At 70.0% G+C, this 12698-nt stretch carries 10 protein-coding genes; 5 read left to right on the top strand and 5 right to left on the bottom strand.

All coding sequences use genetic code 11. The features are described from left to right. The first annotated feature begins 16 nt into the window (after positions 1 to 16). The 3 genes from A3CE_RS0143550 (at position 17) to A3CE_RS0143540 (ending at position 3381) form a co-directional block, all read left to right on the top strand. On the top strand, positions 17 to 724 hold the full coding sequence (locus tag A3CE_RS0143550) for a transglutaminase-like domain-containing protein (protein WP_020646412.1): 708 nt from the start codon (positions 17 to 19) through the stop codon (positions 722 to 724). Between the two features lie 88 nt (positions 725 to 812). Then, on the top strand, positions 813 to 2111 hold the full coding sequence (locus A3CE_RS0143545) for an MFS transporter (RefSeq protein WP_020646411.1): 1299 nt from the start codon (positions 813 to 815) through the stop codon (positions 2109 to 2111). 22 nt (positions 2112 to 2133) lie between these two features. Beyond that, positions 2134 to 3381, top strand: coding sequence for an ATP-grasp domain-containing protein (locus tag A3CE_RS0143540; protein ID WP_020646410.1), 1248 nt, complete (start codon positions 2134 to 2136; stop codon positions 3379 to 3381). Positions 3382 to 3676: 295 nt separating this feature from the next. On the opposite strand, the gene A3CE_RS0143535 is transcribed toward A3CE_RS0143540, so the two are convergent. From A3CE_RS0143535 to A3CE_RS0143515, 5 genes are all read right to left on the bottom strand, one after another. Continuing rightward, positions 3677 to 4186 (bottom strand): hypothetical protein, encoded by a 510-nt coding sequence (locus A3CE_RS0143535; protein ID WP_020646409.1) that lies wholly within the window; start codon positions 4184 to 4186, stop codon positions 3677 to 3679. A gap of 4 nt (positions 4187 to 4190) precedes the next feature. Further along, positions 4191 to 5417, bottom strand: a complete 1227-nt coding sequence (locus A3CE_RS0143530; protein ID WP_026469423.1) for an ATP-grasp domain-containing protein — start codon at positions 5415 to 5417, stop codon at positions 4191 to 4193. Continuing rightward, positions 5414 to 6787, bottom strand: a complete 1374-nt coding sequence (locus A3CE_RS0143525; protein WP_020646407.1) for a TrpB-like pyridoxal phosphate-dependent enzyme — start codon at positions 6785 to 6787, stop codon at positions 5414 to 5416. The genes A3CE_RS0143530 and A3CE_RS0143525 overlap by 4 nt, the downstream gene beginning before the upstream one ends. A 436-nt stretch (positions 6788 to 7223) precedes the next feature. After that, the gene (locus tag A3CE_RS52615) at positions 7224 to 8444 is read right to left on the bottom strand and encodes an FAD-dependent oxidoreductase (protein WP_245589691.1); all 1221 of its coding nucleotides are present in this window, start codon (positions 8442 to 8444) and stop codon (positions 7224 to 7226) included. 199 nt (positions 8445 to 8643) lie between these two features. Beyond that, positions 8644 to 9354 carry a TetR/AcrR family transcriptional regulator gene (locus tag A3CE_RS0143515; protein ID WP_020646405.1) on the bottom strand — a complete coding sequence of 237 codons (711 nt, stop codon included), beginning with the start codon at positions 9352 to 9354 and terminating at the stop codon, positions 8644 to 8646. 207 nt (positions 9355 to 9561) lie between these two features. Here A3CE_RS0143515 and A3CE_RS0143510 point away from each other — a divergent pair, with 207 nt between their 5' ends. Next, positions 9562 to 10443 (top strand): SAM-dependent methyltransferase, encoded by an 882-nt coding sequence (locus tag A3CE_RS0143510; protein ID WP_020646404.1) that lies wholly within the window; start codon positions 9562 to 9564, stop codon positions 10441 to 10443. A gap of 188 nt (positions 10444 to 10631) precedes the next feature. Next, positions 10632 to 12698 carry a molybdopterin oxidoreductase family protein gene (locus tag A3CE_RS0143505; protein WP_020646403.1) on the top strand — a complete coding sequence of 689 codons (2067 nt, stop codon included), beginning with the start codon at positions 10632 to 10634 and terminating at the stop codon, positions 12696 to 12698.

The raw sequence follows: 12698 nt of genomic DNA, 5'->3' as shown, positions 1-12698 counted from the left end.
CCGGAAGAAGGACGAAATGGTGGCCGACACGCCTCCCCAGGACCTGCTCGGGGTCACCCCGTTCCTCGATCACGACCACCCGGTCGTGCGGGAGTTCGCCGGGCAGGTGCTCGACGGCACGGAAACCACGCCGACCGAGAAGGCGGTCGCGCTGTACTACGCGGTCCGCGACAAGCTGCACTACGAGGTCTACGGCGCGGCGCTGAGCCGCACCGGCCTCAAAGCCAGTTCGATCATCGAGCGCGGCCGCGGGTTCTGCGTGCACAAGTCCATCGTGTACGCCGCGGTGTGCCGCGCGGCGGGCGTGCCGAGCCGGATCGCGCTCACCGACGTCCGCAACCACCTCGCGTCGCCGCGGCTGCGCGAGCTGGTCGGCGGCGACGTGTTCCGCTTCCACGCGCTGAACTCGGTGTACCTGGACGGCAGGTGGGTCCGCGCGACGCCGGTGTTCAACAAGCTGCTGTGCCGGCTCTACGGCATCACGCCGCTCGAGTTCGACGGCACCGCCGACAGCATGTCGCACCCGTACGACAGCAAGGGCCGCCGGTACATGGAGTTCCTCCACGACTACGGCGACTTCGACGACTTCCCGTACGAGCTCGTCGTCGGGGGCATCCGGTCGGCACACCCGGCGTTGTTCGCCGGCCGTTACGAAACGGCCCAGGGTTCGCTGATCGCGGAGGCGGCCGACGAGACCGGCGACGCGCTCGGCAAGGCCGCGTAACCGGCCGGGCACTGCGGGAGATGCGGTCCGCGGCCGCCCGGGAGGATGGTGGACCGCGGCCGCGGCGGCGGATCGGAAAGGGGCAGTGATGGTGGACCTGGCGCCCGGATTCGTCCGGGAGCGGTGGCAGCGGTCGGTGCTGGGCCGGTTCCCGGGCCTGGGCAAGCTCACCATGAGCAGCCTGCTGTCGGAAACGGCCGACGAGTTCGCCTCCGTCGCCCTGATCTGGATCGTGCTGGTGGAGACCGGGTCGCCCGCACTCGCCGGCTTGGCGGTGCTGTTCCGCCGGGCCCCCGAGATCGTGTCGGGCCCGCTGCTCGGCGCGTGGTTCGACCGCTGGTCGCCGGTGCGGCTGACCGCGATCGGCTTCGCCGTCCGCGGGATCGCGATCGGCGGGATCGCGCTGCTGTCGGTCGTCGGCACGTTCAGCATCCCGGTGGTGCTGGGGCTGTGCCTGGTCATGGGCGTCACGAACCCGCTGGCCAAGGTCGGCACCCGCGTCATCACGCCGCTGCTCATCCCGCGCCGCGAGCTGCAGGTGGCGAACGGCGTCCTGACCATCGGCGACCAGTTCCCCTACCTCGTCGGCCCGATCCTCGGCGGTTCGCTCGCCGGCTTCATCGGGATCTGGTCGCTGTTCATCCCGGCGATCATGTGCCTGGTCGCGACGGCGCTGGTGCTCGGCGTGCGGGTGAACCCGGCCGTGGCCCCGCCGGTGCCCTCGGGACCGCCGAAGAAGGCCAAGAACAGCTTCGTCGCCGGATTCGGTCCGCTGATCACCGTGCCGGTGGTCCGCGCGATGATGATCCTGACGGTCATCTACTTCCTGTCCTACGGCCCGCTGCTGACCGCGATCCCGGTGTTCTCCCAGCAGAACCTCGGCGCCGGTGGCGCGGGCTACGGCGCGATGTGGTCGGCGATGGGCGTCGGCGCACTGCTCGGCCTGGTGATGGTGCCGCGGCTGGCCCGCTTCCGCCCGGCGGTGGTCAACGCGGTCGGCGCCGCGGTGTGGGGGCTCATCCTGCTGCCGCTGGTGTTCGTGCACACGCTCCCACTCGCGCTGGTGATCATGTTCGTCGGCGGGTTCGTCTGGGCGCCGTACGCGTCCACGGAGATCAGCGTCATCCAGAACGCGGTGACGGCCGAGCAGTACGGCGCGGTGTTCGGCGCCCGGCGCTCGGTGATCGTCGCGTCCTCGCCGACCGGCGCGGCGCTCGGCGGCCTGCTGCTGGAGCACTTCGGCGCGTCGCAGGTGGTCGCGCTGTCGGGCCTGGCCTGCGTCGCCGGCGGCGTGCTGTGCCTTTGCCTGCCGTCGGTCCGCGCCACGAAGCCGGAGCCCGCGGAACCCGAACCGGTGCGGCCCGAACCCGAACCCGAGCCCGTCTGAGCGTTCAGGAGTGACCGGCGAAATGGCACCACGCATCCTGCTGATCGGCGGGAACCCCAAGCACTTCCAGGCGGCGAAGGCGGCCGGCCTCGAAGTCGTCTACTGCCAGAACCCGGGCGAGTTCAAGCCGGAATACGGCCCGCAGGTGGTGGGCGCGATCCTGGCCGACTACACGGACTGGGCGACGTTCCGCCCGCTCGTGCGGGCAGCGCACCGGGCGTGGGGGTTCACGACGGTCGTTTCGCTGACCGAGCCGGGCCTCGACCCGGCCGGGCGGGTCCGGGACCTGCTCGGCCTCGGCGGCCCGTCGTACGAGGTGAGCCACCGGTTCACCGACAAGAACGTGATGCGCCGCCGGATCGCGGAGGTGGCGTCCCCGGACGTCCCGGTGATCGGCGCGGCGGTCCTCGCCGGCCGCGACAGCCTGACGGAGTTCGGCGCACGTCACGGCTACCCGTTCATCGTGAAGCCGGGCGCGGGCACCGCGAGTTTCGGCGTCCACCGCGTCGACGGCCCGGACGACGTCGATCCGGTCTTCGAGGCGGTCTCGTGTGAGCGCGACGTGCCGGAGCATCCGTTCCTCGGCCAGTACGACCTGGACGAGTACGTGCTGGAGGAGTACGTCGACGGAACGCTGTACAGCGCGGAGGCGTTCTCGTTCGCCGGCCGCCACACGGTGCTGGCGATCACCGAAGCGGTCACGCTCGAGGGAACGGTCGTCCACGCGGGCCACGCGATCCCGGCCCGCCTGTCCGCCGCGGACGTGGCCGCGGTGGAGCGGATGATCCCGGCGTTCCTGGACGCGTTGGAGTACACGGACGGCCCGAGCCACACGGAGTTCAAGCTGAGCCCCCGCGGCCCGGTCGTGATCGAGTCCCAGAACCGCATCGGCGGCGCGCTGATCAACGAGATGGTCCACGAGGTACACGGCATCGACATGCACGAGCTGACGATGAAATGGCCCCATGGTTCGGTGGCCCCGGTGGTGGCGGCCCTGCCGGCCCGGGGAGCGGCGGCGAGCTGGCTGGCGGTGGCGGAGCCGGGCGAGATCCTGGAGATCGCCGGCGTGGAGGCCGTGGCGGCGGACCCGGCAACGCTGGCGGTGGACCTGGGGGGAGCGGCCCCGGGCGACGTGGTGAGGTCACTGGACGGCTCCTGGGACGGCCTGGGCCACGTGGCGGTCCGGGCAGCCGGCACCACAGCGGCGATCGAGTTCAGCCGGGCCCGGGTAGGCGACATCAAGGTCCGGACGCGGCCCGTCGAGTCCTGAGGTCATGGCCGGCCCCCGGTGTCGCTTCGGCGGCACCGGGGGGCCTTCGCACGGACGACGGTCTGCCGGCTGGGCTGCCGCCTTCGCTTGGCGGGCAGCGCTTTCGTGCGCCCGGCGTGAACGGCACGCCGAGGGACAACCTTCCCCCGGATCACCCAGACCTTCCCCGCAACCCCGATACGAAGCCGAAACACGGACGGCAGTACCGGGTCAAGGCACGCTTTCCCGCCTTGACCCGGTACTGCCGTCCGTAGTCACAATTCCGGCTTCGGGGTGGCAGGCTCCCGGGCGCGGGTCACGGCACCCCGACGACTCCGGTGCAGTAGTCCTCGATATACGCGCGCTTGGCGGCGTCGTCGCGGTCCGTGCGCAGGAAGCGGGCCCAGGCACGGCGCTCGTGGGCCGTCGCGTCCAGCTCGACCACGTTCTGCGTCGCGCGGAACGCGCCCGGCTTGGCCGGGTAGCGCTTGAACTCGTCGCCGTCCAAGAAGAAGATGCCCGTCCAGAGTTCGTCCTTGCGCCACAGGCCGACGATCAGGTAATAGCCGCCGTCGTGGTGGAGCATCGCGTAGCCGAGCTCGTTCCGGAACTCCAGCTCGCCCGCCTCCGCCTGGTCGCGCAGGTACTGCCGGGCCTGCTCGCTGATCGCCGGCGCGGCCGGCTCGCCGACCTCGCGGATGTCGTACCACTTCAGGTACGCACCCGGCAGCCGAAGGTCATCGCCCGGGTGGATGCGCTTCTCGACGTGCACCCACTCCGCCGGGATGTCCGCCAGCTCGCTGAGTTCCGTGATCGCCTTGGTCACCTGGTCACACCGCCTCATCTGTGTAGAGCCCGTTCAGTTCGTACTCGCGCAGCTGCTTGTAGTCCGACTCCACCTGCTCCGGGTCGGCCGAATCCAAGTAGACGTAGCCCACCGACGTGGCGAGGTCGACCGTCCGCCCGACCGGTCGCCCGGCCGGCGTGGTCAGCACCAGATCCACGAACGACGGCAGCGCCCGCACCACGGCGAACCCGGCTTCGTCCGGCACCACGCCGTCGCCGGGGCTGATCAACGTGACGTAGCGGAGGAACGACCGGGGCCGGTAGGTCGGCAGCCGCCGTTCGGTGACCTCTTCGGGCCGCGCGACCGCCAGCGCCAGGCACTCGACCTGGTTGGTCCCGATGCACCGCGACACCACCGACGGCTGGTGCGATCCGCCCATCCGCGCCCCGGACTCGACGAGCACCGGGCCGGCCGCGGTGAGCATCACCTCGGTGTGCCCGGCGCCGTTGCGGAGTTCGAGCGCGTTCAGGACGTCCAGCGTGTAGCCGGCCAGGTCCGACAGGCGCGGCTCGTCCAGCGGCACCGGCTGCTCGTAGTCGTACATCCAATGGCCGCCGTCGAGAGCGCGCTTGTGGTAGCGCCACACCTCGACGACGTGGTGTGCCCCGTCCCGGCTCACCGTGTTCACGAAGTACTCGTCGCCGTGCAGGTACTCCTGCGCCAGCACGGTTTCGTTGCGTGAGCCGTAGCGCGTGGTGGCGGCCAGGATCGCGGCGTGCCCGGCGCGCACCTCGTCCACCGATCCGCAGATCCGGACGTTGTCGCTGCCCGCGCTGGCCGGCGGCTTCAGCACGACAGGCCAGGTGCCCAGCGCGACCGCCCACGCGACGACCTCGTCCGCGGACGGCGAAGCGAACGACGCGGCGGTGGCCAGGCCGGCCTCGCGCACCGCTGTCACCATCTCGAACTTGTCCCGCCGTGCCCGTGGCCGGGTCATCCCGTTGCCCGGCGTGCCCAGCGCCGCCGACAGCTCGTCGGCGAGCAGCACGCCGGACTCGGTCCCGGCGAGCACGAACCCGACGTCGCGGCGCCGCAACGCGTCCGCGGTCACGGCGACGTCGCCGCGGTGCCGGACGTCGGCCGCCGCGGACCCGGTCAGGTGCACGTCCGGCGACTCGGACCGGACACGCACCGTTTCCAGGCCGTGCGCGGCCAGCGCCGCCGGCAGGTGCGCCGCTATGCCGTCGGCGTCGACGACCGCCACTCTCACGACGTGGCTCCGGCCGGCTTCGGGATCGACGCGGCGGCGATGTCGAGCTGCTCCTCGTTGACGACGTCGTCCTCGAGCGTGCCGGCGAAGTACTTGTCGTAGGCGACGAGGTCGAAGTGCCCGTGCCCGGACAGTCCGAAAAGGATGGTCCGGCCGACGCCTTCGGCCCGGCAGCGCAGAGCCTCGTCGATGGCACTGCGGATCGCGTGTGTCGACTCCGGCGCGGGCAGGATCCCTTCGGTGCGGGCGAACTGCACGCCCGCCTCGAAGCACCCGGTCTGCCCGACCGCGATCGGCTCGATCAGCTTGTCCTCGACCGCACGGCTGACCAGCGGGCCGATGCCGTGCGCGCGCAGGCCGCCGGCGTGCACGGGCGGCGGCATGAACTCGTGGCCCAGCGTGTGCATCCGGAACAGCGGCCCGAGCCGTCCGGTGTCGGCGTAGTCGTAAGCGATCGTCCCGCGGGTCAGTGTGGGGCAGGCGGCCGGCTCGACGGCCAGCACGCGTACGGCCGGCCCACCGCGCAACTGCGCGCCGATGAACGGGAACGTCAGCCCGGCGAGGTTGCTGCCACCACCGGAGCAGCCGACGATGACGTCCGGGTAGTCCCCGGCGAGTTCCATCTGCAGCAGGGCTTCCTGCCCGATGACGGTCTGGTGCAGCAGCACGTGGTTCGCGGCGCTGCCGAGCACGTAGCCGAGCGACGGGTCGGTGGCCGCGGTCTCGAGTGCTTCCGAGGTGGCGATGCCGAGGCTGCCGGGAGAGTCGGGGTTCTTGGCCAGGATCGCCCGGCCCACCGCGGTTTCCGGGCTCGGGCTGGGGATGCAGGTCGCGCCGTATGACTCCATCAGGGCCCGGCGGTAGGGCTTCTGCTGGAAACTCACCTTGACCATGAACACCTTGGCGGTCAGCCCGAAGAGCGCGGCCGACAGGGCGGTCGCGCTGCCCCACTGCCCGGCGCCGGTCTCGGTGATCAGGCCGGTCTTGCCGGCTTGCTTGTTGTAGTAGGCCTGCGGGATCCCGGTGTTCGGCTTGTGGCTCCCGGACGGCGCGACACCCTCGTACTTGTAGTAGATGCGAGCCGGGGTGCCGAGGGCCTGCTCGAGCCGCCGCGCGCGGTAGAGCGGGCTGGGCCGCCACTGCGTGTAGAGCTGCCGCACCGCCTCGGGGATCTCGATGTCCCGTTCGGTGCTCAGCTCCTGGTCGATGATGGGCTCCGGCATCGTCGCGCCCATTTCGTCGCGAGTCAGCGGTTTCCCGGTCGCGGGGTTGAGCGCGGGTGCCATCGGCGCGCCGGGCAGGTCGGCGGCGATGTTGTACCAGGTGCTCGGAATCTGGGACTCGTCGAGCTGGAACTTCGTTCTCTCCATCGCGGACCTCTCGTCGCTGTGCAGTGCCGGATCCGACGTACGGCGCTACCCGCCGGCACGTCCCGATGCTGCCGCCCCGGCCCGTCGGCGCACGTCTCCCGGAGTGCGCGCTCTGGCCCACCGGTGCCCGGGGCGCGCTGGTTTCCTCGGTTCAGCCACGAAACGCGACGGAGGGAGTTCCCGTGGGACACGGACGATCGACGGCCCGGTCGGTCCGGCCGGCAGAGTCGTCTTGAGTGCCGGCAGCTCGGTGTGTTCGGAGAGGAACAGCGGCGTCCGAGCGCCTCGATGAACGCGGTGGAGGTGGTCGCGCCGGTGTTACTGACGATCGGCCAACAGGTCGACGAGGTGACCATTCCGGGGCCTCGACGTAGCACGAGCGTGCGACGACATGATCCGTCAGCCGGTATTCGACACTACTCGAGCCAACGCAAACTCACGATGCCTTCCCTCCGGCGAAGAAGCGCTCGAACGGCCGGATCACACGGGAAAAAACGATCATGCCACGAAAGAACGCCACGAGCTTTCGCGGCGGCCCATCGACGAACATGGTGTCCAGACCCTTCTGCGAGGACGCAGCCGCCTTCGCGCCACGGGGAAACATCTTCTTTTCGTAAGCAGCCAAGGCGGAGCCGAGGTCAGGTTCCTCGATGATCGCGCGAGCGAGGTCGGCACCGTCGATCATCGCCATATTGGCACCCTCACCGGCGAATGGTGACATCAAGTGCGCGGCGTCGCCGATGAGCGTCACACCGGGCACGCGCTTCCACGTGTGACCGGTCGGCAGCGCGTAGAGCGGGCGCACCCAGAACGTGTCGTCGCTGTCGCGGATCAGATTCGTCAGCGTGGGTGCCCAATCACGAAACTCCCGCAGCAGAGCCGCCCGGGCGACGGCGGGTTCGTCCCAGTCGGTGCCGCCGGCGGTGGCCCAGTCCTCGGGTACGCGGATGGCGCAGCCGAGCTGGATGTGCTCGCCGCCGTGACCGCCTATGTACTTGTTGTCAGAAAGCGCGAAAAGCATTCCCGGACCCGTGACCGCAAGCGCATCAGGATGTTTTGCAGCCGCATCGGACAGGTGCAATTCAACCAAGGTGATCCCGACGTATTCCGGCGTGACGGTGGTCAGCAACGATCGCACCTTCGACCACGCCCCATCGGCGCCGACCACCAGGTCCGCGCGCACGATTCCGCCGTCGGAAAACTCGAGCTCGTGTCCTCCCCCGGCAGGGCGAGCCGCGACAACCTTGCGACCCCAGGCGATCGTGCCGGCTTCGAGTGAGTCGACGAAGAGCCGGCGCAGCACCTTCCGATCGATCTCCGGCCTGCCATTACCCCCTTTCGGTTCCTTCCGATCGATGTACACCTTCGCGTTCTTGTCCAGCACCCGGATCGACTCGCCCTCCGGGTGCGTTCTCGTCAGGAACTCCTCGTACAGGTTGGCTTCTTTGAGCGCGACCTGGCCGGCGTCGGTGTGGATGTCAAGTGAGCCGCCCTGCCGGCGGGCGGTCGGAGAGTCGTCCTTTTCGTACACGGTGACCGGAATCCCGTTCACCTGCAGGATGCGAGCGCAGACCAGGCCGGCCAATCCCGCTCCGACGATGGCGATGGTCCGTCGTGACATGGTCGATTTGCCCCCTGGCTCGATGGGCGGGTTCACCGCCTACGGTACACGACCATGGTCGTGACGACCATGGTCGTAGCGTGACATGCCGGCACAGCCGACGAAGGACAGACTTGGCCACCGCCGCGATTCGGGTCCCCGCCCGGACACGGCAGGGGAGAAATCCTCCGCCGACCTACGCGACCGCCCCGAGGTCGTCTGATACGCGACGACCGCTACCGGCGGGACGAAGCGATTACCGTGACTGTCCGGTTCGCGCGCGGGAGCCGGCGGCAAGGATGCCGTCGAGCAGAACGTCGACGGCCCAGCCGAAGCGGGACCGGCCGTCGCCGGAGATGAGCTCGTCGCCGAGCCGGACGATGTGGGGTGAACGGCCGGGATCCGCCGCCGCGATGGCGGCGGCCATGGCCGCGAGGTCACCAGTCGCGTGTTTCGACGGCTTCGGCGCGGTACGTTCGACAGCGCTCGCGGTCGGGAACAGCAGGAGCAGGTCGACACCCCAGGCCGCCGCCCGATCGGTTGCGCCGCCCTCGTGCAGCAGCGCCAGGATCGCCTCGACCAACGCCAGGTAGTTCGGGCCGCTCGGCTGGGTCGACAAAGCCATCCGGGCGATCTCCGGCCGCGCCACGAGAACCTGGCCGTAGCCGTCCATCAGCGCCTTCAACCGGCTCCGCCACGTCCCGGCGACCGGCGCCGCGTCGACGACCGGAGCGAGCAGGGCATCGAGGATCTGCGCGTGCAGATCCTCGACGTCGCGAACGTACACGTACAGCGACGCATGCCCCGTGTCGAGCGCGGCGGCGATGCGCCGCATCGTCACCTTGCTCAACCCCTCCTCATTCAGGATCGCGAGCGCGGCGGCGATGATTCCCTGCCTGGTCAACGCCGGTTTTGCCGGACGCTCACGTCGGCTGCGGACCACTTCACCGGCGTCGCTCGAGCCCATGGCCCGAACGCTAACACGACCATGGTCGTGCGGGCACAGACGCTTACGCGTCCATCGCCTTCACCGGCTGCCGCGTGACGTGCCCGCGCGGATGGCTACGCCGCAAGGCACCTCGGTAGACTTCACGAATCCATGATCGATCGAGCGTCCGGTCTTGCGAGGAGGGACCGGGAAGCCCGGAGTTCGTCCTCCAGCAAGGAAAACACCGTGTCAGAGCCTATCTCGCGCGAACGACTCGCCCAGGTCACCGGCCGAACCGACGTCGGCGAGAAACCCAGTCCCGCCCGCGTCTACAGCTGCGCCCTGGGCGGGGAGCACTACTACGCCGTGGACAAGAATTTTGTGGAGAAACAGGTCGCCGCCAACCCCGACTACCTGCACATCCTCCGGTCCAACCGGGGTGCGGTGGGGCGGGTCGTCGAGTACGCCAACCGCGAGCACGGGATCACCCAGTTCGTCGACATCGGCTCCGGCCTGCCCACGGAAGGCAGCGTGCACGAGGTCTCGGACGAGATCGCACCCGGGCAGTGTGCCGTGGCCTACGTCGACAACGAGCAAATCGCCGTCGCCCACTCCGAAATCCTGCTTTCCCAGAGCGCCGACCCGAGCCGGCACCACGCGGTGTACGCCAACTTCCTCGAAACCGAACAGCTGTGGGACCAGATCATGGCGAAGGAGATCATCCAGCCGGACCGGCCGATCTGCCTCATGCTCATGGCGTTGGTGCACTTCATCCCGGACGAGGCCAATCCCGAAGCCGCCCTTGCCTTCTACCGCGATGTTCTCCCGCGCGGCTCGCTGCTGGCGATCTCCCACATCACCTTCGAAGAGCCCGCAAATCCCGACGAGGACGACAAGGAAGTCCTCGCCAGGTGGCGGGAGACCGTTCAGGCGTACACCAAAACCACCACCGCGGCGCACTTCCGCTCGCGCGAGCGGATCAGGGGATTCCTCGGAGACTTCGAGGTCGTCGAGGAACCCGACTGGACCTCCCACTGGCGCATCCCTGATCCCAGCGTGCTGCCCGAGGAGTACCGCACGAAACCTTGGCGATCGCAGGTCCTCGTCGAAGTCGGGAAGAAGCCGTAACCCACCGCACGGGAGCGAGGCGAACCGGCGCGGGTGATCGTCGGGCGGCGCGTTTCCGCGACGTGCCGGCCGAGCCGGGTGCCATGACCCGGAGCACAGACTTCCTCGAAATCCACGGTGAAGGGCATTTGCGGGCTTCGTAACGTGGCTGCCACGGTTCAGCAACGTGGGCCACGGAGGCTGTCGGTATGAGCCGGCCGGTTCCCACCGCGACGCACTGCCCGTACTGCTCGCTTCAGTGCGGGATCCGGGTGGTGGCCGGCGACCGTCCTGCGGTGCTCACCCCGTGGGAGGACTTCCCCACGAACCGGGGCGGGCTGTGCGGGAAAGGCTGGCGTGCCGCGGAACTGCTCGACCACCCCGAACGGATCACGGAGCCGCTGGTGCGGTCGCACCGGGATGCCCCGCTGCGGCCGGCATCCTGGGACGACGCACTGGACCGCATCGTGGTCGCGGTGCGGCGCAGTCAGCTGCGGCACGGCCCGGACAGCGTGGGGTGCTTCGGCGGCGGCGGTCTGACCAACGAGAAGGCCTACCAGCTCGGCAAGTTCGCCCGGGTGGCGTTGCGGACGGCGTCGATCGACTACAACGGGCGGTTCTGCATGTCCTCGGCGGCCGCAGCCGCCAACAAGGCGTTCGGGATCGATCGCGGCATGCCGTTCCCGGTGCAGGACATCGCCAAGGCCGAGGTGATCCTGCTCGTGGGGAGCAACCCGGCCGAGACCATGCCACCGGTCATGCAGTGGTTCGACGAGGGGCGCGCGGCCGGCGCCCGCCACATCGTCGTCGATCCGCGGGCCACGCCGACCGCCCTCGGTTCCGCACTGCACCTGCAACCGGTGCCGGGCACCGATCTCGCGCTGGCCAACGGGCTGCTGCACCTGGCCATCCGGGAGGGCTTCGTCGACGAGGAGTACGTCGCGGCGCGCACCGCCGGCTTCGACGCGGTCCGCAGGGCGGTGCGGGCGTACTGGCCGGACCGGGTGGAGCGCATCACCGGGGTGCCGACCGCCGCGATGCGGGAGGCGGTGCGGTTGCTGGGCGAGGCGTCCTCGGCGATGGTGCTGACCGCCCGCGGCGCCGAGCAGCACAGCAACGGCACCGACACCGTGCTCGCGTTCGTCAACCTCGCACTGGCCCTCGGTCTGCCCGGCCGTCCGCACTCCGGGTACGCCACGGTCACCGGTCAGGGCAACGGCCAAGGTGGCCGCGAGCACGGGCAGAAGGCCGACCAGCTGCCCGGGTACCGCGGCCTCGACGACCCGGCCGCGCGCGCCCACGTGGCCGCGGTGTGGGGTGTCGACCCCGGCGAACTGCCCCGGCCCGGTCGCTCGGCGTACGAGATGCTCGACCGGCTCGGCGTGGACGTGCGGGTGCTGCTGGTCATGGCGTCCAACATCGTCGTGTCCGCACCGCGCAGCGACCACGTCGGAGATCGCCTGGGGGCACTGGACTTTCTCGTCGTGTCCGACTTCTTCCTGTCCGAGACCGCGGCACGCGCCGACGTGGTGCTGCCGACCGCGCAGTGGGCCGAGGAGGACGGCACGGTCACCAACTTCGAGGGCCGGGTGCTGCGGCGGCGTCGCGCGTTGCCGCCACCGGAAGGAGTGTGGACCGATCTGGAGATCCTGCGTGCCCTCGCCGACCGGCTCGGCCGTGGCCGGTACTTCGCCGACGATCCACGCACGGTCTTCGACGAGCTGCGCCGGGCCAGCGCCGGCGGTCCCGCGGACTACGCCGGCATCACCTACGAGCGCATCGACGCCGAACAGGGCGTCTTCTGGCCGTGCCCGGCGCAGGACCATCCGGGGACGCCTCGGCTGTTCACCGAGCGGTTCGCGACACCGGACGGCCTGGCCCGCTTCCACCCGGTCGAGCACCAGGAGCCGGGGGAAGTGCCCGACAAGGAGTTCCCCTACCGGCTGACCACCGGCCGGTCGATCAGGCACTACCAGTCGGGCACGCAAACCCGGCGGGTGCCCGCGCTGATGGCGATCGAACCGGACCCCTACGTGGAGCTGCACCCGGCCATCGCGCACCGGCTCGGCGTCACCCGGAACGAGCTGGTGCGGCTGCGCACCCGCCGCGGCTCGGCGGTGTTCCGGGCGCGGATCACCGAAAACATCCGGCCGGACACCGTTTTCGTGCCGTTCCACTGGGCGGGTGCCAACGCACTGACCAACCCCGTGCTCGACCGGCACTCACGAATGCCGGAGTTCAAGGCCTGCGCGGTCTCGGTGTCCCGAATCGACTGA

It is taken from the genome of Amycolatopsis balhimycina FH 1894, assembly GCF_000384295.1.
Taxonomy (GTDB): Bacteria; Actinomycetota; Actinomycetes; order Mycobacteriales; family Pseudonocardiaceae; genus Amycolatopsis; species Amycolatopsis balhimycina.
The sequence above is the reverse complement of the archived record's forward strand: the minus strand, read 5'-3'. Positions and strand labels throughout refer to the sequence as shown.

Bases quoted from the DNA above. Each gene is read 5' to 3' on its own strand.
- A3CE_RS0143550 (WP_020646412.1), top strand. From the start codon at position 17: ATGGTGGCCGACACGCCTCCCCAGGACCTGCTCGGGGTCACCCCGTTC.
- A3CE_RS0143545 (WP_020646411.1), top strand. From the start codon at position 813: ATGGTGGACCTGGCGCCCGGATTCGTCCGGGAGCGGTGGCAGCGGTCG.
- A3CE_RS0143540 (WP_020646410.1), top strand. From the start codon at position 2,134: ATGGCACCACGCATCCTGCTGATCGGCGGGAACCCCAAGCACTTCCAG.
- A3CE_RS0143525 (WP_020646407.1), bottom strand. From the start codon at position 6,787: ATGGAGAGAACGAAGTTCCAGCTCGACGAGTCCCAGATTCCGAGCACC.
- A3CE_RS0143515 (WP_020646405.1), bottom strand. From the start codon at position 9,354: ATGGGCTCGAGCGACGCCGGTGAAGTGGTCCGCAGCCGACGTGAGCGT.
- A3CE_RS0143505 (WP_020646403.1), top strand. From the start codon at position 10,632: ATGAGCCGGCCGGTTCCCACCGCGACGCACTGCCCGTACTGCTCGCTT.